This window comes from Pseudomonas sp. 4CAES_32.4, from assembly GCF_058136335.1.
Genome location: NZ_CM176882.1, coordinates 917,307 through 942,907, shown reverse-complemented (window position 1 = coordinate 942,907; position 25,601 = coordinate 917,307). Strand labels below are relative to the sequence as shown.

The 25,601-nt window shown below is 58.2% G+C and carries 20 protein-coding genes and 1 pseudogene; 15 read left to right on the top strand and 6 right to left on the bottom strand.

What is annotated here, in order from left to right:
* Positions 1–16: 16 nt before the first annotated feature.
* Complete coding sequence (locus AC3Y64_RS04080; protein ID WP_489986531.1) at positions 17–379, bottom strand: DUF6124 family protein; 363 nt, start codon at positions 377–379, stop codon at positions 17–19.
* 727 nt (positions 380–1,106) lie between these two features.
* On the opposite strand from AC3Y64_RS04080, the gene AC3Y64_RS04075 reads away from it, so the two are divergent.
* From AC3Y64_RS04075 to AC3Y64_RS04035, 9 genes are all read left to right on the top strand, one after another.
* Entirely contained in the window at positions 1,107–2,708 is a 1,602-nt protein-coding gene (locus AC3Y64_RS04075; RefSeq protein WP_489986530.1) for an ABC transporter substrate-binding protein, read from the top strand.
* A 260-nt stretch (positions 2,709–2,968) separates the two neighbouring features.
* Positions 2,969–4,594: an ABC transporter substrate-binding protein gene (locus tag AC3Y64_RS04070; protein ID WP_489986529.1), complete on the top strand. Its 1,626-nt coding sequence runs from the start codon at positions 2,969–2,971 to the stop codon at positions 4,592–4,594.
* A 297-nt stretch (positions 4,595–4,891) separates the two neighbouring features.
* Entirely contained in the window at positions 4,892–6,490 is a 1,599-nt protein-coding gene (locus AC3Y64_RS04065) for an ABC transporter substrate-binding protein (RefSeq protein ID WP_489986528.1), read from the top strand.
* 175 nt (positions 6,491–6,665) lie between these two features.
* A complete protein-coding gene (locus tag AC3Y64_RS04060; protein ID WP_489986527.1) occupies positions 6,666–8,081 on the top strand; it encodes an OprD family porin in 1,416 nt (471 codons plus the stop codon).
* Positions 8,082–8,159: 78 nt separating this feature from the next.
* Entirely contained in the window at positions 8,160–9,755 is a 1,596-nt protein-coding gene (locus AC3Y64_RS04055) for an ABC transporter substrate-binding protein (RefSeq protein WP_489986526.1), read from the top strand.
* 73 nt (positions 9,756–9,828) lie between these two features.
* On the top strand, positions 9,829–10,839 hold the full coding sequence (locus tag AC3Y64_RS04050; RefSeq protein WP_042557626.1) for an ABC transporter permease subunit: 1,011 nt from the start codon (positions 9,829–9,831) through the stop codon (positions 10,837–10,839).
* A gap of 11 nt (positions 10,840–10,850) precedes the next feature.
* A complete protein-coding gene (locus AC3Y64_RS04045) occupies positions 10,851–11,777 on the top strand; it encodes an ABC transporter permease subunit (protein WP_122595180.1) in 927 nt (308 codons plus the stop codon).
* Positions 11,778–11,787: 10 nt separating this feature from the next.
* The gene (locus AC3Y64_RS04040) at positions 11,788–12,756 is read left to right on the top strand and encodes an ABC transporter ATP-binding protein (protein WP_160055829.1); all 969 of its coding nucleotides are present in this window, start codon (positions 11,788–11,790) and stop codon (positions 12,754–12,756) included.
* Positions 12,756–13,736, top strand: coding sequence for a peptide ABC transporter ATP-binding protein (locus tag AC3Y64_RS04035; RefSeq protein ID WP_489986525.1), 981 nt, complete (start codon positions 12,756–12,758; stop codon positions 13,734–13,736). Before AC3Y64_RS04040 ends, AC3Y64_RS04035 begins: the two co-directional genes overlap by 1 nt.
* A gap of 200 nt (positions 13,737–13,936) precedes the next feature.
* Here AC3Y64_RS04035 and AC3Y64_RS04030 read toward each other — a convergent pair whose 3' ends face one another.
* From AC3Y64_RS04030 to AC3Y64_RS04020, 3 genes and pseudogenes are all read right to left on the bottom strand, one after another.
* Entirely contained in the window at positions 13,937–14,200 is a 264-nt protein-coding gene (locus AC3Y64_RS04030) for a hypothetical protein (protein WP_064387907.1), read from the bottom strand.
* A gap of 156 nt (positions 14,201–14,356) precedes the next feature.
* Positions 14,357–15,550: an MFS transporter gene (locus tag AC3Y64_RS04025; protein ID WP_489986524.1), complete on the bottom strand. Its 1,194-nt coding sequence runs from the start codon at positions 15,548–15,550 to the stop codon at positions 14,357–14,359.
* A gap of 832 nt (positions 15,551–16,382) precedes the next feature.
* Positions 16,383–16,466, bottom strand: a pseudogene (locus tag AC3Y64_RS04020) (hypothetical protein); the annotation flags it as partial.
* 92 nt (positions 16,467–16,558) lie between these two features.
* Here AC3Y64_RS04020 and AC3Y64_RS04015 point away from each other — a divergent pair.
* On the top strand, positions 16,559–17,212 hold the full coding sequence (locus AC3Y64_RS04015) for an HD domain-containing protein (RefSeq protein ID WP_489986523.1): 654 nt from the start codon (positions 16,559–16,561) through the stop codon (positions 17,210–17,212).
* Between the two features lie 284 nt (positions 17,213–17,496).
* On the opposite strand, the gene AC3Y64_RS04010 is transcribed toward AC3Y64_RS04015, so the two are convergent.
* Entirely contained in the window at positions 17,497–19,080 is a 1,584-nt protein-coding gene (locus AC3Y64_RS04010; RefSeq protein WP_489986522.1) for a peptide chain release factor 3, read from the bottom strand.
* Between the two features lie 357 nt (positions 19,081–19,437).
* On the opposite strand from AC3Y64_RS04010, the gene AC3Y64_RS04005 reads away from it, so the two are divergent.
* The 5 genes from AC3Y64_RS04005 (at position 19,438) to AC3Y64_RS03985 (ending at position 24,685) form a co-directional block, all read left to right on the top strand.
* Positions 19,438–20,127: an ABC transporter permease gene (locus AC3Y64_RS04005; RefSeq protein WP_172667905.1), complete on the top strand. Its 690-nt coding sequence runs from the start codon at positions 19,438–19,440 to the stop codon at positions 20,125–20,127.
* A gap of 21 nt (positions 20,128–20,148) precedes the next feature.
* Positions 20,149–21,054: a glycine betaine ABC transporter substrate-binding protein gene (locus AC3Y64_RS04000; RefSeq protein ID WP_158959592.1), complete on the top strand. Its 906-nt coding sequence runs from the start codon at positions 20,149–20,151 to the stop codon at positions 21,052–21,054.
* A 13-nt stretch (positions 21,055–21,067) separates the two neighbouring features.
* A complete protein-coding gene (locus AC3Y64_RS03995) occupies positions 21,068–21,721 on the top strand; it encodes an ABC transporter permease (RefSeq protein WP_158959591.1) in 654 nt (217 codons plus the stop codon).
* On the top strand, positions 21,718–22,875 hold the full coding sequence (locus AC3Y64_RS03990; RefSeq protein ID WP_489986521.1) for an osmoprotectant ABC transporter ATP-binding protein OsmV: 1,158 nt from the start codon (positions 21,718–21,720) through the stop codon (positions 22,873–22,875). The genes AC3Y64_RS03995 and AC3Y64_RS03990 overlap by 4 nt, the downstream gene beginning before the upstream one ends.
* Positions 22,876–23,521: 646 nt before the next feature.
* Entirely contained in the window at positions 23,522–24,685 is a 1,164-nt protein-coding gene (locus tag AC3Y64_RS03985; RefSeq protein ID WP_016986476.1) for a type III PLP-dependent enzyme, read from the top strand.
* A 43-nt stretch (positions 24,686–24,728) separates the two neighbouring features.
* On the opposite strand, the gene AC3Y64_RS03980 is transcribed toward AC3Y64_RS03985, so the two are convergent.
* Entirely contained in the window at positions 24,729–25,601 is an 873-nt protein-coding gene (locus tag AC3Y64_RS03980) for a hypothetical protein (protein ID WP_489986520.1), read from the bottom strand.

Genomic DNA, 25,601 nt, shown 5'->3' with positions numbered 1-25,601 from the left:
CGCGGTACCCGACCAATCAGGTCTGTGGATCAACCCGATCCAGCGCCCGGTTCACCGCCAACTCCGCCAGCATCACAATCTGCTGAATCGCCAACGCCGTGCTGCGCTGCGGGCGACTGAGCTGATCAGCGAAATCACCCGCCATGACATTCGCCGAAGCCAGCGATTCGCAGGCATGCGCGAGCAGACTTTCCGTGTCGATGTTCGGGTGAACAAGAAACATCGCGGAGGGGGATCGCGGTTTACACGGTTCGGGGCTGAGGTAGAAATCCAGCGCGCGCTTGATCGCTTCGCGGTTCTTGATCTGATCGTCGGCGCGGATGGCGTCTTCGAGCGGGGTTGTGGATTCGAGGGGTGGATCGGGAACTGGCTTAGTCATTGGAAACCCTATTTTGCAAATGGGAGCCAGCCCTTGCCGTTTCTCACGCGGCGAAGAGGGGTGGCAGCTATGTGCGGGGTGAGAAACCGGAAAAATAGGAAAACCGGCCAGACCGAAGCCTGCCCACACACAGCCGCCATAGCGCATTTGCAGACAGCGAATAAGCTGGCGGCAATTATGCGGATACAGGGACCGAATCACTAATTTTTCCCAGGTTCTCACACCCGATCACTGAACATTCAGCGACACCCAGAGCCTAGAGAGCCCGCGTCCGACGGACAACCTGAAAACCTTGTGGGAAGGTTCACCCATTTAAAAACCCTTTTAAACACCCCGCCCCTTCGGCAGCTCCTACATCAAGCCCGCGGCGCAGCCGCACCACTCGCAGGATGAGCGCAAGCTCGGCTGCAGCTCTTGATCTTGATCCACGGGCGACATCGGAAGGCTGAGCGGATCGATCCCGCAGCGAAGGAACCCCGAGCCCCAGCGAGCGGGCCGCACGTAGGAGCGAGCGTTTTTTGCTTACTTTTTTTGGCGTTTGAAAAAAAGTGAGTCGCCGTAAGGGCGAAACCCTAAGCCGCCGTTACCGCAGCAACGGATATGCCCCCCTACAAAAGCACCCACATATACCGAGATAGACACTCCAACAGAAAAAACGATATTTCCGAACATCCCCAAATCCCCGCTAACCTCAACCAACAACCACCGCCGATTCCCCGGGGACCCCATGCCAAGATCCACCATGAAACCGCTCTTGATCTCCCTCGCCCTGACAGCCATAACCCCAATCGCCAACGCCGCCACCACCCTGGTCTACTGCTCCGAAGCCAGCCCCGCAGGCTTCGACCCCAGCCAATACACCAGCGGCACCGACTTCGACGCCTCCGCCGAAACCGTCTTCAACCGCCTCACCCAATTCAAACGCGGCGGAACCGACATCGAACCCGGCCTGGCGACAAAATGGGACGTCTCCCCGGACGGCCTGCAATACACCTTCCACCTGCGCCAAAACGTAAAATTCCACACCACCGACTACTTCAAACCCACCCGCGACTTCAACGCCGACGACGTCGTATTCACCTTCCAGCGCCTGCTCGACCCGGACAACGCCTTCCGCAAGGCCTACCCCGCCGAATCCCCGTACTTCACCGACATGGGCCTGAACACCACGATCAAATCAGTGGAAAAACTCGACGACCAGACCGTGCGCTTCAACCTCAACAACGTCGACGCCGCGTTCGTACAAAACCTCGCCATGAGCTTCGCATCGGTGCAATCGGCCGAATACGCCGCGCAACTGTTAAAGGAGGGCAAAGCCGCCGACCTCAACCAAAAGCCCATCGGCACCGGCCCGTTCGTGTTCAAGCGCTACCAAAAGGACTCGCAGATCCGCTACGTCGCCAACACGGCCTACTGGAAACCCGAGGACGTGAAGATCGACAACCTGATTTTCTCGATCACCCCGGACGCTGCCGTGCGCCTGCAAAAACTCAAGGCCGGCGAATGCCAAGTCAGCGGCTACCCACGCCCCGCCGACATCGAAGTGATGGAGAAAGACCCGAACCTGCGCGTGCTCAAACAGGCCGGTTTCAACCTTGGCTTCCTCGCCTACAACACCACCCACGCGCCACTCGACCAGCTCAAAGTGCGTCAGGCACTGGACATGGCCATCGACAAACCGGCGATCATCAAAGCCGTTTACCAGAGCGCCGGACAGTTGGCGCAAAACGCCCTGCCGCCGGCGCAATGGTCCTATGACCCGAACATCAAGGACGCTCCCTACGATCCGGTAAAAGCCAAGGTGCTACTGAAAGAAGCAGGGGTTGCGCCGGGTACAACCATCAACCTTTGGGCAATGACAGTGCAACGCGCCTCCAACCCGAATGCGCGCATGTCGGCGCAGATGATTCATCAGGATTGGGAAAAGGTCGGCATCAAGGCCAACATCGTCAGCTATGAATGGGGCGAGTACATCAAACGGGCGAAAAATGGCGAACACGACGCCATGATTTACGGTTGGACCGGTGACAACGGTGACCCGGACAACTGGCTCGGCGTGCTGTACAGCTGCGCAGCGGTAAAAGGCAGCAACTACGCCAAATGGTGCGATCCGGCCTACGACAACCTGGTGCAACAGGCCAAGCTGTCCACTGACAAACAGCAACGGGTAAAACTGTATCAACAGGCGCAACTGATCCTTAAACAGCAAGTGCCGATTACACCGATTGCCAACTCCACGGTGTTCCAGCCGCTGCGCAAGGAAGTCACTGATTTCCGTATCAGCCCTTTCGGTCTAACCCCCTTCTATGGCGTGGGTATAAATAAGTAACACCGAGCCCCAAGGCGGCGCGCACAACGTGACCAGCGCACCGTTTTGGGGCTTCATTTGCACCGTAAAAACCACTCGCAAACGGTCAAATGCGTCAGAAGTTATACAGATGCGACATTAAGGTACGTTCGTGCCACGCTTTGAGGCCGGCAGTCACTCTGGATCTTGCAATGGGTATGGCCCCTGCATAAGTATCCGCAGGCACGACTCACGAGGTCGTACCTCACAACTAAAAAATGACAACAAATCATGAGGCCAACATGCTTAAACACGCGGTCATTCCGTTTTTAGTCGGCGCAGGCTTGTTAGCCTCCGCACCTTTCGCATCCGCTGCGACTAACCTGGTGTTCTGCTCCGAAGGCAGCCCGGCCGGTTTCGACCCAGGCCAGTACACCACCGGAACCGACTTCGACGCCTCAGCCGAAACCATGTTCAACCGTCTGACCCAGTTCGAGCGCGGCGGCACCGCCGTGATTCCTGGCCTGGCGACCAAGTGGGACATTTCCGATGATGGCCTGACTTACACCTTCCACCTGCGTGAAGGCGTCAAGTTCCACACCACCCCGTATTTCAAGCCGACTCGTGAGTTCAACGCCGACGACGTGCTGTTCACCTTTAATCGCATGATTAACAAGGATGACCCGTTCCGTAAGGCGTACCCGACCGAATTCCCGTACTTCACCGACATGGGGATGGACACCAACATCACCAAGATCGATAAAGTCGACGACCACACCGTCAAGTTCACCCTGAAAGAAGTTGACGCCGCGTTCATCCAGAACATGGCCATGAGCTTCGCGTCGGTACAGTCCGCCGAGTACGCGGCCCAGCTGCTCAAGGACGGCAAGGCTGCCGACATCAACCAGAAGCCGATCGGCACTGGCCCGTTCGTGTTCAAGAGCTACCAGAAAGACTCCAATATCCGCTACACCGGCAACAAGGATTACTGGAAGCCTGAAGACGTGAAGATCGACAACCTGATCTTCGCCATCACCACCGACCCGTCGGTGCGTATTCAGAAGCTGAAAAAGAACGAGTGCCAGGTCACCCTGTTCCCGCGTCCGGCAGATCTGAAGGCACTGAAAGAAGACAAAGCCCTGAAGATGCCTGACCAGGCTGGCTTCAACCTCGGCTACATCGCCTACAACGTGATGGACAAGGTCAAGGGCAGCAACGAGGCTAACCCGCTGGCTGACCTGCGCGTCCGTCAGGCGCTGGACATGGCTGTGAACAAGCCACAGATCATCGACTCGGTTTACCAGGGCGCGGGCCAACTGGCCGTTAACGCCATGCCACCGACCCAGTGGTCTTACGACACCACTATCAAAGACGCCAAGTACGATCCTGAGAAAGCCAAACAGCTGCTCAAGGAAGCCGGCGTCAAGGAAGGTACCGAAATCGTGCTGTGGGCGATGCCGGTTCAGCGCCCGTACAACCCGAACGCCAAACTGATGGCCGAAATGCTCCAGTCCGACTGGGCCAAGATCGGCTTGAAAGTGAAAATCACCAGCTACGAGTGGGGCGAGTACATCAAGCGCTCCAAAGGTGGCGAGAACCAGGCCATGATCATTGGCTGGAGCGGTGATAACGGTGACCCGGACAACTGGCTGAACGTGCTGTTCGGCTGCGACTCGCTCAGCGGCAACAACTTCTCCAAGTGGTGCGACAAGAAGTTCGACGGCCTCGTCAAAGAAGCCAAGCGCACAACCGACCAAGGTAAGCGCACCGAACTGTACAAAGAGGCACAACACGTCCTCAAAGATGCAGTCCCTATGACACCTATCGCTCACTCGACGGTGTACCAACCCATGCGCGCCAACGTGCAGGATTTCAAGATCAGCCCATTCGGCTTGAACTCCTTCTACGGCGTCAGCGTCAGCAAATAAGGCACTGCAGCGGCAACGTTTTGAACGTTGCCGCCGTTTTTCCTGCCGGGAAGTTAGGAATTTTCTTACATCCAGTTCCGCAGCGGATTACTGCTGAGGAATAGGACGCGTCGACTTTTCCTACGATGTTTAAGGCAATTACGCATTTACTGCCAGACCAACGGCCACTACCGTCGGTTCTGACCAGTTTCTGCGTGGGCCCCCGGTTTGCCTGCGTACTGGATTGAGATCAATGCGCCGCCCCTTCTCTGGATGAGATCGCGGCGCATTGAACAACACTAAAAAAGAGGGAGCGTCATGCGCCATACCTTGGTTTTTTCCGCATTGCTGGGCGCCGGCCTGTTGGCCGCTTCGTCCGCGAGTTTCGCCGCCAGCAAAAGCCTGGTGTTCTGCTCCGAAGGCAGCCCGGCGGGTTTCGATACCGCGCAATACACGACAGCGACCGATAACGACGCCGCCGAACCGATCTACAACCGTCTGGTCGAGTTCGAAAAAGGCGCGACCAATGTCGTACCGGGTCTGGCCACCACGTGGGACATTTCCGAGGATGGTCTCAAGTACACTTTTCACCTGCGTGAAGGTGTGAAATTTCATACAACGCCGTACTTCAAGCCAAGCCGCGATTTCAACGCCGATGACGTGGTTTTCACGTTTACCCGCATGCTTGATGCACAGCAGCCTTTCCGAAAGGCTTATCCGACCGAGTTCCCGTACTTCAACGGGATGAGCCTGAACAAGAACATCGCCAAGGTCGAAAAGACCGGGCCGTTGACTGTTGAATTCACGCTAAACAGCGTCGACGCCGCGTTTATTCAGAACATCGCCATGAGCTTCGCCGCCATCCTGTCCGCCGAATACGCCGACAAACTGCTGGCCGAAGGCAAGCCGAGCGACATCAATCAGAAGCCGATCGGCACCGGCCCGTTCGTGTTCAAGAGTTATCAGAAAGATTCGAACATCCGTTACACCGGTAATAAACAATACTGGGACCCGAGCCGGGTCAAACTCGACAACCTGATTTTCGCGATCAACACCGACGCCTCAGTGCGCGTGCAGAAACTCAAGGCCAATGAGTGCCAGATCACCCTGCACCCGCGCCCGGCCGATGTTGAAGCGTTGAAGAATGATCCGAAACTGCAACTGATCACCAAGCCTGGTTTCAACCTCGGCTACATCGCCTACAACGTGCGCCACAAGCCATTCGACCAGCTCGAAGTGCGTCAGGCGCTGGACATGGCGGTGAATAAACAAGGGATTCTCAACGCCGTTTATCAAGGCGCCGGCCAACTGGCGGTCAACGCCATGCCGCCGACCCAGTGGTCCTACGACGACACCATCAAGGACGCCGCCTACAACCCGGAAAAAGCCAAAGAGCTGCTCAAGGCTGCCGGCGTCAAGGAAGGCACCGAAATCACTTTGTGGGCGATGCCGGTGCAGCGCCCGTACAACCCGAACGCCAAGCTGATGGCCGAAATGCTCCAGGCCGACTGGGCCAAGATCGGTCTGAAAGTGAAGATCGTCAGCTACGAATGGGGCGAGTACATCAAGCGCACCAAAAATGGTGAACACGACATCAGCCTGATCGGCTGGACCGGTGACAATGGGGACCCGGACAACTGGCTCGGCACGCTGTACAGCTGCGATGCCATCGGCGGCAACAACTACTCCATGTGGTGCGATCCGGCTTACGACAAGCTGATCAAAGAGGCCAAGGTCGTCACCGACCGCGACCAGCGCACCGTGCTCTATAAACAGGCCCAGCAATTGCTTAAACAGCAAGTGCCGATCACGCCTGTCGCTCACTCGACGGTCAACCAACCGTTAAACACCAAGGTTGAAGGGTTCAAAGTCAGCCCGTTCGGCCGCAACGTGTTCTCGGGTGTCAGTATCGATTAAACCAACCGATTAGCCGCAACGCTGAGGGGAGCTGTCTATCCCCTCACGCAAGCGCTTTGCCGAAATTCGCCAAAACGGCCTTTTGCAAACGTTTGCGATGTGTGAATGAGTTCTAAACCAATAACCGGCATATCAAAAAAAGCCGGCATAAAAAGAAAGTAAAGGAGCTTCACCCATGAAACTGAGCAGCACCGCGATACTGGCCCTGGCCATCAGCAGCGTCACCGCCACGGCGTACGCAGAAAACCAAAGTCAGGCGTTCACCCCGGTGACCGTCAACGAGAAAAGTGCCCAAGCGGAAGCCACTGGCTTCCTCGAAGGTCAATCGATCAGCGGTTCGACCCGTAACTGGTACGCCAACGAGCAACTCAAGCGTGGCGGCAAGTTCGCTTACCGCAAGAACGGCCAATCGGCGGAAACCGACCGCCGTATCAACTGGGTGCAAGGCACGATCATCAAGTACAACTCGGGCTTCACCGAAGGTACTGTCGGCTTCAGCACCGAAGTGGCTGCGTACAACGCCATCGCGCTGGAGCGTGATCGCGAGAACCTCGCTTCCAACAACGGCGGCGCACCGGGCACCCGTCCGGGCGCGGGCAACAACCGTACCCTGACCCGTGAAGGCGGTGACGCTGTCGGTCAATGGAGCAAACTGGGTCTGGCTAACGTCAAGGCGCGTATCTCCAACACCACCCTGACCGCCGGCCGCATGAACTTCAGCAGCCCGCAAGTCGATGTGATCGGCAACCGTCCGCTGCCATCGAGCTTCGAAGGGATCGCGATCCACAGCGAAGAACTGAACAATCTGTCCTTCGACCTGGCCACTTTCGACCGCGTCTCGCCACGTACCGAAGAAAGCCTCAGCAAATTCCGCTCCGAATACGGCAGCATCGACGCTGAAGCCGACCACGTGAACACCGCCGGTATCTCGTACCAGCCGTTCGCCAGCCTGACCACCAGCCTGTGGGGCACTCAGGCTGAAGACCTGTGGAACCAGTATTACTTCGGCGCCACCCACGTACTGGGTGATAGCTCCGTGCTGAGCCTGACCACCGGCCTGAACTACTACAAGACTGTCGACGAAGGCAAAAAGCTGCTGGGCGAGATCGACAACGACACCTACTCGCTGTCGTTCGGCCTGACTCACCTGGCCCACACCCTGACCTTCTCGTATCAGGAAGTGAACGGTAACGAGTACTTCGACTACCTGCACGAAACCAACGGCATCTACCTGGCCAACTCCCTGCTCTCGGACTTCAACGGCCCGAACGAGAAATCCTTCCAGATTTCCTACGGCATCAACATGGCCGAATACGGCGTACCGGGCCTGAAGTTCAATATCTACCAAGCGCGCGGCTGGGGCATCGACGGCACTCACTACAAGGGTGGCGGCTACGACGGCGTGCAAGCGATGGACGGCGAGCACCATTATGAATACGGCGTCGGTGCGACCTATGCCGTACAAAGCGGCCCGCTCAAGGCGACCACCATTCGTGGCACCTACACCACCCACCGCGCCAGCGAAAACCAGGCTGACGGCAGCATCAACGAGTTCCGTCTCGTGACCACGATTCCATTCAACATCCTGTAAAAAACGCCAGCCGACGGCTGACTCATGACGAGTCGGCCGTTCGGCTTTTTGTCTTCAACCGATTGCAGAGGGTTATCGATGAAAATGCTTCCCCTACGTGCGGCCATCGCGGCTGCGTTGCTGAGTGTCGCTGTCGGCGTCTCGGCCAAACCCTTGGTGGTCTGCACCGAAGCCAGTCCGGAAGGCTTCGATATGGTCCAGTACACAACTGCAGTCACGGCCGATGCAGTGGCCGAAACCATCTTCAATCGCCTGGCCGATTTCAAGCCCGGCACCACTGAAGTGATCCCGGCGCTCGCCGAGTCCTGGGACATCAGCGAAGACGGCCTGACGTACACGTTCCACCTGCGCAAAGGCGTCAAGTTTCACACCACCGAATACTTCAAGCCGACCCGCGACATGAACGCCGACGACGTGGTCTGGAGCTTCCAGCGTCAGCTGGACCCGAATCACCCGTGGCACAAACTGTCGAGCGTGGGCTTCCCGTACTTTGAGAGCATGGGCTTCAAGGAGCTGCTCAAAAGCGTAGAAAAAGTCGACGACAACACCGTCAAGTTCACCCTGACCCGCCGCGAAGCGCCGTTCCTGGCCGATATCGCGATGGCGTTCTCCTCGATCTACCCGGCCGAATACGCCGACCAGTTGCTCAAGGCCAACAAGACCGGCGACCTCAACAACAAGCCAGTCGGCACCGGCCCGTTCATCTTCCAGCGTTACGCAAAAGACGCTCAGGTACGCTTCAAGGCCAACCCGGACTATTTCCGTGGCAAGCCACCGGCTGACGCGTTGATCCTGGCCATCGCCACCGATAACAACGTGCGCCTGCAAAAGCTCAAGGCCAACGAGTGCCAGATCGCGCTGTATCCGAAACCGGATGACATCCCGAGCATCAAGAAAGACAGCAACCTGAAAGTCGACGAACTGGACGCGATGACCGTCTCGTACATCGCCATGAATACCCAGCACAAATACATGAGCGACGTGCGCGTACGTAAGGCCATCGATATCGCCTTCGACAAGGCAGCCTACGTCAACGCGCTGTTCGGCAAAGGCAACGCCTCGGTGGCGGTCAACCCGTACCCGCCGACCTTGCTCGGTTACAACCATGACCTGAAGAATCCGCCACGTGACCTCGACAAGGCTCGCGCCCTGCTCAAGGAAGCCGGGGTTCCGGATGGCACCGTGTTTACTCTGTTTACCCGCAACGGCGGCGGCCCGACCAACCCGAACCCGATGCTGGGCGCACAAATGATGCAGGCTGACCTGGCGAAAGTCGGGATCAAGATCGACATCCGCGTGATGGAATGGGGCGAAATGCTCAAGCGCGCCAAGAACGGTGAGCACGACATGGTGTCTGCCGGATGGGCGGGCGACAACGGCGACCCGGATAACTTCCTGACGCCTATGCTCAGTTGTGAAGCGGCCAAGAACGGCGAGAACTATGCACGCTGGTGCAACGAAAAATTCCAGGCACTCCTGGATGAAGCACGGGCTAAAGTAGATCCGGCCGAACGCGCCGCACTCTACGAACAGGCGCAAGTGCTGTTTAATCAGGATCAGCCATGGATCAGCATGGCCCACACCAGGATGTTTACCGCAATGCGCAACAACGTAGAGGGCTATCACATCAGCCCTCTCACCACTAATAACTTCGCCACTACCCAGGTGAAGTAGATAAGAAACTCCCGGTGTCCCTGACCCCAGGGACGCCGGGCACGCCTAACCGGCTGATGAGGTACCACACAAGATGTTTAGTTTTATTGCCCGCCGACTGGGGTTGTTGATCCCCACGTTTTTCGGCATCACCTTGCTGACTTTCGCGTTGATTCGCATGATTCCGGGCGACCCCGTGGAAGTGATGATGGGCGAACGTCGGGTCGACCCCGAAATGCACGCTCAGGCAATGGAACGCCTAGGTCTGAACAAGCCACTGTATGCCCAGTATCTGGACTACATCGGCAAACTGGCTCAAGGCGATCTCGGCGAATCACTGCGTACGCGTGAAAGCGTCTGGACCGAGTTCACCTCTCTCTTCCCGGCGACCCTGGAACTGTCCATGGCCGCCCTGCTGTTCGCCGGCATTCTCGGGCTTCTGGCCGGGGTGATTGCGGCACTCAAGCGAGGATCCCTGTTCGACCACGGGGTGATGGGCATCTCCCTCGCGGGGTATTCGATGCCGATTTTCTGGTGGGGCCTGATCCTCATCATGTTCTTCTCGGTGAGCCTGGGCTGGACCCCGGTTTCCGGGCGCATCGACCTGCTTTACGACATCGAGCCGCGCACCGGTTTCATGCTGATCGACACGCTGCTGGCCGATGACATGGGCGCGTTCCTTGATGCCCTGCATCACTTGATTCTGCCGGCCATCGTGCTCGGCACCATTCCGCTGGCGGTGATCGCGCGGATGACTCGCTCGTCGATGCTCGAAGTGCTGCGCGAAGACTACATCCGCACCGCCAAGGCCAAAGGCCTGTCGCCGTCGCGCGTGGTGTTCGTTCACGGTCTGCGTAACGCATTGATTCCGGTACTCACCGTGGTCGGTCTGCAAGTCGGCACATTGCTGGCCGGCGCGGTTCTGACCGAAACCATTTTCTCCTGGCCCGGCATCGGTAAATGGCTGATCGAAGCCATCGGCGCCCGGGACTACCCGGTTGTGCAAAACGGCATCCTGTTAATCGCCTGCCTGGTGATTCTGGTCAACTTCGTAGTGGACATCCTCTACGGCTTTGCCAACCCACGCATCCGTCATCAGCGCTGAGGTCCAATTCAATGAGCACTCCAACTTCCTCAGTAGCGACGTCCGCCACCAACGCGGATCAAAGCCTGCTGTACCCGTCTCCGTACAAAGAATTCTGGCAAGCCTTCTCGAAGAACAAAGGCGCGGTTGCCGGTCTGCTGTTCATGTTGCTGGTGGTTTTCTGCGCGCTGTTCGCGCCGTGGGTCGCTCCGCACAACCCGAGCGAGCAATACCGCGACTTCCTGCTGACGCCGCCGGCGTGGCTGGAAGGCGGGCAGATGCAATTCCTGCTCGGCACCGATGAACTGGGTCGTGACTTGCTGTCGCGCCTGATCCAGGGTTCGCGCCTGTCGCTGCTGATCGGTTTGTCGTCGGTGGTGATGTCGCTGATTCCGGGGATCCTGCTCGGTCTGTTCGCCGGTTTCTTCCCGAAGATGATCGGCCCGACCATCATGCGTCTGATGGACATCATGCTGGCCCTGCCGTCGTTGCTGCTGGCTGTGGCGATTGTCGCCATCCTCGGCCCTGGCCTGATCAACACCGTGATCGCTATCGCCGTGGTTTCGTTGCCGTCGTACGTGCGGCTGACCCGTGCCGCCGTGATGGGCGAACTGAACCGCGACTACGTGACCGCCGCGCGCCTGGCCGGTGCCGGTCTGCCACGTCTGATGTTCATCACCGTGCTGCCGAACTGCATGGCGCCGCTGATCGTGCAGGCGACCCTGAGCTTCTCCTCGGCGATTCTCGATGCCGCTGCGCTGGGCTTCCTCGGCCTTGGCGTACAACCGCCAACCCCTGAGTGGGGCACCATGCTGGCCTCGGCTCGCGACTACATCGAACGCGCCTGGTGGGTGGTAAGTCTGCCTGGTTTGACCATTTTGCTCAGCGTGCTGGCAATCAACTTGATGGGCGACGGTCTGCGCGATGCGCTCGACCCGAAACTCAAGAACGCCGCCTGAGGAGATTCCCATGTCACTGCTAGAAATCAAGAATCTCAACGTTCGCTTCGGCGACAAAACCGCTACGCCGGTGGTCGATGGCCTCGACCTGAAAGTCGACAAAGGCGAAGTGCTGGCCATCGTGGGCGAGTCGGGTTCGGGTAAATCCGTGACCATGATGGCGCTGATGGGCCTGATCGAGCATCCCGGCATCGTTACCGCTGACTCGCTCAGCTTCGACGGCAAAGACATGCTCAAACTGAGCAACCGCCAGCGTCGGCAGATCGTCGGCAAAGACCTGTCGATGGTCTTTCAGGACCCGATGACCGCGTTGAACCCGAGCTACACCGTCGGTTTCCAGATCGAAGAAGTGCTGCGCCTGCACCTGAAAATGTCCGGCAAGCAAGCGCGCAAGCGTGCGATCGAGCTGCTGGAAAAAGTCGAAATCCCCGGCGCCGCCAGCCGTATGGATGCCTACCCGCATCAACTGTCCGGCGGTATGAGCCAGCGTGTTGCAATTGCCATGGCGATTGCCGGCGAGCCGAAACTGCTGATCGCCGACGAACCGACCACGGCTCTGGACGTGACGATTCAGGCACAGATCATGGATCTGCTGCTGGCGTTGCAGAAAGAACAGAACATGGGCCTGGTGCTGATCACTCACGACCTCGCGGTTGTGGCGGAAACCGCTCAGCGCGTCTGCGTGATGTACGCCGGCCAAGCCGTTGAAGTCGGCCAAGTGCCGCAACTGTTCGACATCCCGGCACACCCGTACAGCGAAGCATTGCTCAAGGCGATTCCCGAGCACAGCCTCGGCGCGACTCGTCTGGCCACCCTGCCGGGCATCGTCCCGGGTCGTTACGACCGTCCGCAAGGCTGCCTGCTGTCGCCGCGCTGCCCGTACGTGCAAGACAGCTGCCGCGCGCAGCGTCCAGGCCTTGATCCGAAAGCCCACAGCCTCGCCCGCTGCTTCTACCCGTTGAACCAGGAGGTGGCGTAATGGCCGTCGTACTTACCGCCCGCGACCTGACCCGTCACTACGAAGTCTCCCGTGGCCTGTTCAAGGGCCATGCGACCGTACGCGCACTCAACGGCGTGTCGTTCGAACTGGAAGCCGGCAAGACCCTCGCCGTTGTTGGCGAGTCGGGCTGCGGCAAATCCACCCTCGCCCGCGCTTTGACATTGATTGAAGACCCGTCGTCTGGCTCGTTGAAAATCGCCGGCCAGGAAGTCGCCGGCGCCGACAAGGCCCAGCGCAAGCAACTGCGCAAAGACGTGCAGATGGTGTTTCAGAGCCCGTACGCGTCGTTGAACCCACGGCAGAAAGTCGGTGACCAGCTCGGCGAACCGCTGCTGATCAACACCAATCTTTCCGCTGCTGAACGTCGCGAGAAAGTCCAGGCGATGATGAAGCAGGTCGGCTTGCGTCCTGAGCACTATCAGCGCTATCCGCACATGTTCTCGGGTGGTCAGCGTCAGCGTATCGCGCTGGCACGGGCAATGATGTTGCAGCCGAAAGTGCTGGTGGCAGACGAACCGACCTCGGCGCTCGACGTGTCGATTCAGGCGCAGGTGCTCAACCTGTTCATGGATCTGCAGCAGGAGTTCAACACCGCGTACGTGTTCATCTCGCACAACCTCGCGGTGGTGCAGCACGTGGCCGATGACGTGATGGTGATGTACCTCGGGCGCCCGGTGGAAATGGGTCCGAAGAACGACATCTACGAGCGTCCATTGCACCCGTACACCCAGGCGCTGCTGTCGGCAACCCCGACCATTCACCCGGACCCGAACAAGCCGAAAATCAAGATCGTCGGTGAACTGCCCAACCCGCTCAATCCGCCGCCAGGCTGCGCGTTCCACAAGCGCTGCCCGTATGCGATTGAGCGTTGCAGCACGGAAGAGCCGTTGTTGCGTCCGCTGGACAACCGGCAGGTGGCTTGCCACTACGCCGAGCAGTTCCTCGACGGCGCGGCGTAAGTATTTCTGAGGTAAATGTAAAACTTGTAGGAGCTGCGGCACGCTGCGATCTTTTGATTTCCACAATCAAGATCAAAAGATCGCAGCGTGCCGCAGCTCCTACAGAAATCGCGTTTATTCCGGAATAAAGTACTGAGCAAACTCCTTCCACCTCGACTGCGCATCAGTCGAGTCAGAAGGGGTTTTCTTTTGCCTGCGATTTACGTCTGGCTGTCGCCTTCGTCATCCGGATCGTCAGTGTCCGGCTCGTCGGTGGTCGAGTCGTCGTCATCGGCGCTGCCACCCTGCCCCTGATCGCCTGGCTCGGACTCCGATTTGGCGAGCATCAAGCCGCTGTGCCCGACCTGCCCGTTGAACGCCTGAGAATCGTGATCCTCGCACTCGGCCCAGGCCGTTGCGGTGCCGAGGGACAGCATGACCATCACTTTCAACAGCAATAAAACCCGTAGCAACCTGCTTTTCATAGCCGACTCCATCCATTTTCAGGTGAGACATTCGTGCCGGACTGGCGCTGTGTGAAATCTAGTTCCGATCAGCCGGGCTCACCAGTTAGGACGCTAACGGGCGCGCAGAAATGCCGTCGGCAGACAGATTGCTTTCGAATAAGCTCAATAACCGGATCAGCTAAGCGAGCGGGTCGCTTGCCAGGTCAAAGGGATCGATATCAGCAGCAGCGCAGCACTGGCCAGCCACACGCTATGACCGCCGAAGTTGCCGTACAGCTGACCACTGAGCACCGGCGACAGCAGCGCGCTGGCACTCCAGCTCATGAAGAACAGGCCGAAGTACTGACCGCTCCTGCCACGCTGGGCGAACTGCATGGCCAATACATTCAGCGGCGGCATGAACAGCGCCTCGCCCAAGGTCCAGATCAGCGTCGACAGGCAGACAAACGCCAGTCCGGAACCGAACGGCAACATGCCCAGCCCACAGGCCAGCAGCAGACTGCCCGCCACCATTTGTCGCCGCGAGCCCCAGCGTTCGCCCCAGTGCGACAGCGGAATCTGCAGCGCGATCACCAGCAGCGCATTGAGCCCGAACTGCCAGCCGATCGCCTCGGTCGTCAATTGATAGTAATCACGCAGATAGTTGCCCAGCGTGCTATAGACCGTGTCGAACGCGATGCCGAGCACGGCCGTCGCTGCCAGCAACCAGAGGAAGGGTTTGTCGCGAAAAGGCGTACTCGAGCCACTCACGCCGGTCGCCGATTTCTCCTCGACCATCAGCAGCGGCCGCCGCCACGTGGTGCGGACAAACCATAACAGCGCCAACAACGTCATCGCCGCACTGCCGAAAAACACCCAGCGAAAATCCGTCTGCGCCAACACCCCACCCGCGACACCGGCGGCGGCCATGCCGAGATTGCGCGCCACCCGACTCAACGCCTGCGCACGCGAACGCTGCGCCACCTCGCAATACTCCATGATCAGGCGCTGATGCAGTGTGCGAATGGCGCCATCAATGGTCCCGCTGAGCAACAGCAACGCGGCGAGCCCTGGCACGTGCGTCACCAGCCCCAGCAGAATCAACACCCACACCGAAACGAAAAACAAAGCCGCCGTCAGCCGCGCCGTGCGCACATGATCACTGAGCCAGCCACCGAGCATCGACCCAACCAGCAACCCCGCACCGTACGCCGATAGCAACCAGCCGACCGTCTCGATCGCCAGCCCCAGCTCCTGGCGCAGGTACAACGCCATGAACAACTTGACCATGCTGCTCAGGCGATTGATGAACAACAACGCCGCGAGCACCCAGGCCATCACGCCGAAATAACCGCCGAGGCGCAGCAGGTGAGTCAGACGACTCGTCATTCCATTGACCTCTCAGAGCGACTTGGGGGAGCAGGAACACTAACGGCCAGCGAGGCAGTTGTCGCGCCTCAGAATGCGTCAGACAACGAAAACAGAGACGCCCTACAGAGCGATGTAGGAGCAGCCTTTGGCAGATCGGATGGTTGGGTGCAGTCAGTCGGGAAATGGTCGGCTTGCAGGCCGCCATCGCCAGCAGGGCTGGCTCCTACAGGGATTGGGTGCATTCAATTAGAGAATGGTTTGCGTGCAGGCCGCCATCGCTGGCAAGCCAGCTCCCACAGGGACCGAGTACATCTGCCAGAGAAAGGTCGGCTGTCAGACCGCTTTCGCGAGCAAGCTCGCTCCCACAGAAAAGCAGTAGCAAGATCAAAAGATCCTCCGATCGCGGCCCGAGCCTCCGGCAGCTCCTACACCAACCCGCGGCAAAGCCGCCCCACTCAACACAATGAGCGCAAGCTCGAGTACCGCTTTTGATCTTGATCCACGGGCGACGTCGGAAGGCTGAGCGGAGGGATTGATCCGGGTGTGGGAGCGCAGCGACCGTTCGACGAAGTCGAACACAGCGAGAGGAGGTGCAGCGAAGCAAACCGGAGGCGCTGCGCCCGGATCGATCCCGCAGCGAAGGAACCCCGAGCTTTAGCGAGCGGGCCGAACGTTGGAGCAAGCGTTTTTTTGCTTACTTTTTTTAGGCGTTTGTAAAAAAAGTGAGTCGCCGTAAGGGCGAAACCGTAATCAGCAAACCCGCAGCAACGGATATACCCCCAAACCCAACCCCAAAAAAAAGCCCCCAAGGCCAAAACCTTGGGGGCTCTCGAACCACAAAGCTCAACGCTTAATGATGCTCACGCGTCGCGCGGAATTTCACATCCGGCCAACGCTCTTCCATCAACGCCAGGTTAACCCGCGTCGGGCCCAGATCCTTGCGCACGTTGATAATTCATCGCAGGATTGACGACTTGCGCATGGAGGCCTCCCAAAACAAGCACGTTTGTAATCAAGGGATATTTGATGATCACAACTGTTTTTGCTCCGTTGCAATCTCTCGCCGATACGCTGCTGCCTCATGCACTGGAACCGTCGGAGGACGGTGCTCACGATCTGTCGCACCTACAGAGGGTGTGGAACAACGCCCGCTCGCTTCATGCGCAAGAGGGTGGCGATCTTGAAGTGCTTTTGGCAGCGGTGCTGATGCACGATTGCGTGACAGTGGAAAAAAACTCGCCGCTACGATCACGAGCGTCAATGCTAGCGGCGCAAAAAGCATCACAGGTGTTGGCGGAGATAGGCTGGATGAGCACAAAAATCAACACTGTCGCCCATGCCATCGAAGCCCATAGTTTTTCAGCCAGCATCGCCCCGAACTCGCTGGAAGCGAAAATCATGCAAGACGCTGACCGCCTGGACGCCTTAGGCATGGTAGGAGTCGCACGCGTGTTCTACGTTGGCGGACGCTTAGGTCGCGCGCTATACCACCCGCAGGACCCCGAAGCCAGCCAGCGAGTCTACGACGACAAACGATTTTGCCTTGATCATTTTCAGACCAAGTTGCTGCATTTGGCAGATGGTTTCCAGACCGCGACGGGACAGCGTCTGGCGCAGATTCGCCATGACCGGTTGAAAGGTTTTCTGGATCTGTTCAAAGAAGAGATCGGTATTGGCTGATCCCAAACGCATGGCAGATGGTTTTCTATCAGGGGACATGCATCCCAAGAGACGACTGCCGTTCACTTTAGGCTGACTAATTTCAAACCTGTGGGGGCGAGCTTGCGCGCGATGAGGCCTTCACTGCCATTGTCCATTAGCGCCAGCTTGACCCGGGGCGGGGCCAGTAAGTCACTAGACCGCTGCCGTCTACCGCGAGGTTCTCCAAAGTCTTGACCCGGAACTCCTCGAAAAAACCCCCAAGGCCAAAACCTTGGGGGCTCTCGAACCACAAAGCTCAACGCTTAATGATGCTCACGCGTCGCGCGGAATTTCACATCCGGCCAACGCTCTTCCATCAACGCCAGGTTAACCCGCGTCGGCGCAAGATAGGTCAGGTGCCCACCGCCATCCAACGCCAGGTTCTCCACAGCCTTGTTGGAAAATTCCTCAAGCTTCTTCTTGTCAGCGCACTCAATCCAGCGCGCGGAATACACGGTGATCGGCTCATACGAGCACTCAACCTTGTATTCCTCTTTCAAACGGCTGGCGACCACATCGAACTGCAGCACACCGACGGCGCCGAGAATGATGTCGTTGCTGCGCTCCGGGAAGAACACCTGCGTTGCGCCTTCTTCGGCCAACTGCTGCAAGCCCTGACGCAGTTGCTTGGACTTCAGCGGATCACGCAGACGCACGCGACGGAACAGTTCCGGGGCGAAGTGCGGGATGCCGGTGAAACCAAGGACTTCGCCTTCGCTGAAGGTGTCGCCGATCTGGATCGTGCCATGGTTGTGCAGACCGATGATGTCGCCTGCAAAGGCTTCTTCCAGCTGCTCACGCTCGGAGGAGAAGAACGTCAGGGCGTCGCCGATACGCAAGTCCTTGCCGGTACGCACGTGGCGCATCTTCATGCCTTTTTCGTACTTGCCGGAGCAGATACGCATGAAGGCGATGCGGTCGCGGTGTTTCGGGTCCATGTTCGCCTGGATCTTGAAGATGAAGCCCGAGAACTTTTCTTCCACCGGCTCGACAGTACGCTCGTTGGCTACACGGGCCAGCGGACGCGGCGCCCAATCAACGACAGCGTCGAGGACATGGTCAACACCGAAGTTGCCCAGCGCGGTACCGAAGAACACCGGGGTCAGCTGACCGTCGAGGAATTCCTGCTGATTGAATTCGTGGCAGGCGCCTTGAACCAGTTCCAGCTGCTCGATGAAGCGGTCGTACTCGTCGCCCAGGTGCGCACGCGCCTCCTCGGAGTCGAGCTTCTCGATGATCTTGGTTTCGGTGCGTTCGTGACCGTGACCGGCGGTGTAGACAATGATGTAGTCGTCAGCCAGGTGGTACACGCCCTTGAAGTCGCGGTAGCAACCGATCGGCCAGGTGATCGGCGCGGCCTTGATCTTCAGAACGGCTTCGATTTCGTCGAGCAGTTCGATCGGGTCGCGGATGTCACGGTCGAGTTTGTTGATGAAGCTGACGATCGGCGTATCACGCAGACGGCAGACGTCCATCAGTGCAATGGTCCGTGGCTCGACACCTTTACCGCCGTCGAGAACCATCAAGGCCGAGTCCACCGCGGTCAAGGTGCGGTAGGTATCTTCGGAGAAGTCTTCGTGGCCCGGGGTGTCGAGCAGGTTGATCATGTGTTCGCGATACGGGAACTGCATGACCGACGTGGTAATGGAAATACCCCGTTGTTTCTCCATCTCCATCCAGTCGGATGTCGCATGGCGATCGGATTTACGGGATTTCACCGTACCGGCCACTGCAATCGCCTTGCCCATCAACAGGAGCTTTTCGGTGATCGTGGTTTTACCGGCATCGGGGTGGGAAATAATGGCGAAAGTGCGGCGTTTCGCGACTTCGGCGGCCTGGTTGGTCATGGGAAATCGCCTGGCGGTGATTCAAAAAAGGGCCGCGATTATAGCCCAACTCGATGCAATAACCGAACCGTTGAGCACATTAGGGGTGGCCAAATGCTGCCTCAGATGGGAACCTTTTAAAGCACGGAGACGTCCATCCCCTGTTACGACATTTCGTCAGGGGCTGAAAAATCAGCAAGTTAGCCTGACGAGGCTGCGCTCATGGCTCGCTTTCAGACCGCTTTTCCGGTCCTGAAAAACGGCTACTTTTCGCGAACGACGCTCTCGGCGGCCAAGGTTTGGCATGCCACTCGGGAGTGCGCTCGCCGACTACAAAAAAGGAGTCCGCCTGTGGCTATCCGCTATGGCAAAGGGCTGATGGGAGGTGCGGTGGTGATCGCGCTCCTGGCCCTGCTGGTCCACTGGATCGGCATCAACACGATCGAACACTACCGCGACGATTTGTTGTTTTACCTGCAAGCTCATCTGATTCTCGTCCTCGCTTCAATGCTGGCCGCCCTTGTCGTGGGCATCCCCGCTGGCATCTTCCTCAGTCGCCCGACCATGGTCGGACGCGCCGAACGCTTCATGCAGATCTTCAATATCGGTAACACCGTGCCTCCGTTGGCCGTGCTCGCGATTGCCCTGGGCATCCTCGGCATCGGCAGTGGCCCGGCGATCTTCGCTTTGTTCCTCGCTTCCTTGTTGCCGATTGTGCGCAACACCTACGAAGGCCTGAAAAATGTCCAGGGCTCGCTGAAAGAAGCGGCCGTCGGCATTGGCATGACCCCGCGCCAAGTGCTGTGGAAAGTCGAATTGCCTAACGCGGTGCCGATCATCGTCGGTGGTGTGCGCGTGGCGTTGGCGATCAACGTCGGCACCGCGCCGCTGGCGTTCCTGATCGGCGCCAACAGCCTCGGCAGTCTGATCTTCCCTGGCATCGCCTTGAACAATCAGCCGCAACTGCTGCTCGGCGCCGCGTGCACCGCGCTGCTGGCCTTGCTGCTCGATGGCGTCGTCACCCTCGCCAGCCGTCTCTGGCTGGAACGCGGTTTGCGCCCGTCTTAAGGCTTTTGCGAAGGAATGAATATGAAACGACTTAGCTTGATCTTAGGCCTGATGCTGAGCAGTGCCCTGCTGTTCGCAGGTATCGCACAAGCCGCTGAAAAACCGGTTATCCGCCTCGGCGCCCGGGTCTTCACCGAGCAAACCCTGCTCGCGGAAATCACCGCGCAATACCTGCGCAGCAAAGGTTACGACGCACAGATCACCGGCGGTCTGGGCAGCAACCTCGCCCGCAGCGCCCACGAAAGCGGACAACTGGACATGCTCTGGGAATACACCGGCGTGTCGCTGGTGGCCTACAACCATGTCACGGAAAAACTCGACAGCGCCCAGTCCTACGCTCGAGTGAAAGAGCTCGACGCGAAAAAAGGCCTGATCTGGCTGACCCCGTCGAAGTTCAGCAACACCTACGCCCTCGCGCTGCCAAAAAAAGTCGCCGAGGAATATCCGCAGATCAACAACATCAGCCAGCTCAATGAAGTGCTGCGCGCTGAAGCCAAGACCAATCATCTGGTCGCTTTGGACACCGAGTTTGCCAACCGTTCCGACGGCCTGATCGGCATGGTCGATCTCTACGACATGAACCTGAGCCGCAAGAACATCCGCCAGATGGACGCGGGCCTGGTCTACACGGCGCTACGCAACGGTCAGGTGTTTGCCGGTCTGGTCTACACCACCGACGGTCGCCTCAACGCCTTCGGCCTGAAGTTGCTGGAAGACGACAAGCACTACTTCCCCGACTACACCGCCGCGCCGGTGGTGCGTCAGGCAACGCTGGACGCCAACCCGAAACTGGCCGAGCAACTCAAGCCGCTGGCCGAACTGTTCGACGACGAAACCATGCGCCAGCTCAACGCGCGGGTCGATGTCGATCACGAAAGCCCATCGTCCGTTGCCGCCGATTTCCTGCGCCAACATCCGCTGAACTAAAGGAGGAAAAGTCATGGAATTTTTCAACGCCTTTTCCCATCTCGACTGGCAGCAGGTGATGCACCTGACCTGGCAGCACATCACCCTCGTCGGCATCGCCGTGACGTTGGCGATCCTCATCGGCGTGCCGCTGGGCATCCTGATGACGCGCTTCCCGACCCTCGCCGGTCCCTTGCAGGCCAGCGCCACGGTGCTGCTGACCGTGCCGTCGATTGCCCTCTTCGGCCTGCTGCTGCCGTTCTATTCCAAGTTCGGCCAGGGCCTCGGCCCGATGCCGGCAATCACCGCCGTGTTCCTTTATTCGCTGCTGCCGATCATGCGCAACACCTATCTCGCTTTGACTGGTGTAGAGCCGGGCATCCGTGAAGCGGCACGCGGCATCGGCATGACTTTCGGCCAGCGTCTGCGCATGGTCGAGTTGCCGATCGCCGTGCCGGTGATCCTCGCTGGCGTGCGCACCGCCGTGGTGATGAACATCGGCGTGATGACCATCGCCGCGACCATCGGCGCTGGCGGCCTCGGTGTGTTGATCCTCGCTTCCATCAGCCGCAGTGACATGTCGATGCTGATCGTCGGTGCACTGCTGGTCAGTCTTCTGGCCATTTTCGCTGACCTGTTTCTCCAATGGCTGCAACGCTCGTTGACTCCAAAAGGACTCCTCAAATGATCGAACTTCAAAACCTCAGCAAAACTTTCCAAAGCAACGGCAAAGATGTCAAAGCCGTGGACTCGGTGAGCCTGACCGTCAATGAAGGCGAAATCTGTGTGTTCCTCGGGCCATCGGGTTGCGGCAAAAGCACCACGCTGAAAATGATCAACCGCCTGATCAAACCGACCTCGGGCAAGATCCTCATCAACGGCGAAGACACCACCGATCTCGACGAAGTGACCCTGCGTCGCAATATCGGTTACGTGATCCAGCAGATCGGTCTGTTCCCCAACATGACCATCGAAGAAAACATTGTCGTCGTGCCGAAACTGCTCGGCTGGGACAAACAGAAATGCCACGACCGCGCCCGCGAATTGATGAGCATGATCAAGCTGGAGCCCAAGCAGTATCTGCATCGTTATCCGCGTGAATTGTCCGGTGGCCAGCAACAGCGCATCGGCGTGATCCGCGCACTGGCCGCCGACGCACCGCTGTTGCTGATGGACGAACCGTTCGGTGCGGTCGACCCGATCAACCGCGAGATGATCCAGAACGAGTTCTTCGAGATGCAGCGTGCGCTGAACAAGACTGTGATCATGGTCAGCCACGACATCGACGAAGCGATCAAACTCGGCGACAAGATTGCAATTTTCCGCGCCGGCAAACTGCTGCAGATCGATCATCCGGACACATTGCTGGCGCACCCGGCGGACGACTTTGTCAGCAACTTCGTCGGCCAGGACAGCACGCTCAAACGCCTGCTGTTGGTAAAAGCAGAAGACGCGGCGGACAACGCGCCGTCGGTCAGTCCGGAAACCCCGGTGGCCGATGCGCTGGAGCTGATGGACGAACATGACCGTCGTTATGTCGTCGTCACTTGTGCTGATAACAAGGCGCTGGGTTACGTGCGTCGCCGCGACCTGCACCGCCAGACCGGCACTTGCGCGCAGTTCCTGCGTGAGTTCAACGCCACCGCCGCGTATGACGAGCATTTGCGCATTCTGTTGTCGCGCATGTACGAGTTCAATCGCGCGTGGCTGCCAGTGATGGATGCCGAACGGGTGTTCCTCGGCGAGGTCACGCAGGAGTCGATTGCCGAGTATCTGAGCTCCGGCAAATCTCGCGGCGGCAAGACCAGTATCGTCTCGCCAGCTGAGGCTGTGGTCGCCTGATTTTCGGATAGGAAACACAAATCCCTGTAGGAGTGAGCCTGCTCGCGATTGGCAATTTCAGTCGATGAAGATGTTGACTGAAAAAATGTCATCGCGAGCAGGCTCACTCCTACAGAACCGGGTATGAATTTTCGTCATTACAAGGCGGAAAAGAATCTCAACACCCGCCCCTCTGAATTGTTCCCGAACCTGCTGCTCGAAACAGCCAAAATCCCCTTCACACCCGCCTCTCGCCGCCAACGTCGCCGATGTTGACGCCATCACACTTACCCACGACTTAGCTGACAACAGCGGCGAACGTGCAGGTATTTTTAACACTGCGAAATTCCAGGGGAACATCTGTCCGTCATCTCGGTCGGCTACAAAGAGAGTTGAAAGCAACGCACGTCAGAAGCGTGCAAAAACGCGACATTTTTAGTTGATCTCAGGCCCCTCACGCCCTAAAGTTCGCGCCGAACGTCCATGCTGGAAACGATCCATCCGGCTCAAGTACTGACGACGAGACAGCAAGGCCAAGGGCAAATCCGCCCATGGCCTTTTTGCTTTCGGCGACATGCCTTGGGAAGTAGGCGAACCAAAGTGGGGATACGGAGGGCGTTCATTTGCACCCATTGATTAACGACGTTTGCCAGTAGGAGTTCCCAGCATGTCGATCCAGGTCGAAGACTATTTCGCGCGCGCTACATTCGACAAAATGAAGGCGTTCGCCGACAAACAGGAAACCCCGTTCGTGGTGATCGACACCGCGATGATCAGCCAGGCCTACGACGACCTGCGCGCCGGTTTCGAATTCGCCAAGGTCTACTACGCGGTCAAGGCCAACCCGGCCGTCGAGATCATCGACCTGCTCAAAGAGAAAGGTTCGAGCTTCGACATCGCCTCGATCTACGAGCTGGACAAGGTGATGGATCGCGGCGTCAGCGCCGACCGTATCAGCTACGGCAACACCATCAAGAAATCCAAGGACATCCGCTACTTCTACGAGAAGGGCGTGCGTCTGTTCTCCACCGACTCCGAAGCCGACCTGCGCAACATCGCCAAGGCTGCACCGGGTTCGAAAGTCTATGTGCGTATCCTCACCGAAGGCTCGACCACGGCTGACTGGCCACTGTCGCGCAAATTCGGCTGCCAGACCGACATGGCCATGGACCTGCTGATCCTCGCTCGCGACCTCGGCCTGGTGCCTTATGGCATCTCGTTCCACGTCGGTTCGCAACAGCGCGACATCAGCGTCTGGGACGCGGCGATCGCCAAGGTCAAAGTGATCTTCGAGCGTTTGAAAGAAGAAGACGGCATCCACCTGAAGCTGATCAACATGGGCGGTGGCTTCCCGGCCAACTACATCACCCGCACCAACAGCCTGGAAACCTACGCCGAAGAAATCATCCGCTTCCTGAAAGAAGACTTCGGTGATGACCTGCCGGAAATCATTCTCGAGCCGGGCCGTTCATTGATCGCCAACGCCGGCATTCTGGTCAGCGAAGTGGTACTGGTTGCCCGCAAGTCGCGCACAGCGGTCGAGCGTTGGGTGTACACCGATGTGGGCAAATTCTCCGGCCTGATCGAAACCATGGACGAAGCGATCAAGTTCCCGATCTGGACCGAGAAGAAAGGCGAGATGGAAGAAGTGGTCATCGCCGGCCCGACCTGCGACAGCGCCGACATCATGTACGAGAACTACAAGTACGGTCTGCCGCTGAACCTGGCGATCGGTGATCGCCTGTACTGGCTGTCGACCGGTGCGTACACCACCAGTTACAGCGCGGTTGAGTTCAATGGCTTTCCGCCGTTGAAATCGTTCTACGTTTAAGCCCCCTGATCCAGAAAAAAGGTCCATGTAAATGGACCTTTTTTTATTTCCTTAACCACGTCTCGAGATGAGTCAACTTACTCATAGCGCCTTCAGCATCCTCCCGAACAGTGGCCAGTTTGAAATTCAATCTGCCCAGGGTCTCCATGTCATCGGTTTTCGACAGTGCGAGTCGCAGGCGATCCAGGCTTTGGGAGATTTCTTCGATAAATACCCCCCAGTGAGTTGCCAATATCGCGAACTGATCGAAGACTTGCGACACATCAGCCACGTACTCGCGTGCTCTGATCACAGGATCAGGCGACGAGTAGTTGATCTGCCAGATAGGTGTCGTATCGAAACTCTTGAACATCTCCGAGGCAACAACAGGCTGGGCGTGGCACTCGCAGGTGCGATATCCCATCTCCTTGATAAAAACCGATTTCAACCCGAATGAATTTTCATACACCGCCTGGATTGACTGATCAGTTGTAATCAGGTCGCCCTTGAGCGCATAAAACAAACTCCCAAGCCCGCTCACCAGCGCTTTGATCGTGCGCGGCGGATTCGAACTCCAGATCGGGGACTGGGTGAAGTAACTAAAATCCACTTGATCAACCGGTACGCTTCTGGACGTCTGCGCCGTGATCTCTGAAGCTTCACGGGTGAACGTCTCCAGTGCGCGTGCGCTGCCATATGCCCGGTTTCTCACTTCTTCGATACGCCGCCAAACGCCTTGCAGATTTCGCTCATTGAAGACAACGCTGTTCAAACGTGAGTCGTAAGGCAAATAGGCCGCCTGGTGGCCGCTTTTTGCGCGACGCTCAAGTACAAGATTGGCCTTGTCATGGGTCGGGACAAACTGCCCCAGCATAAACGTAAAGCGATCCAGTACCCGACGTTGTTCCCCGGTGAACTCATAGGTGACTGTATTCAT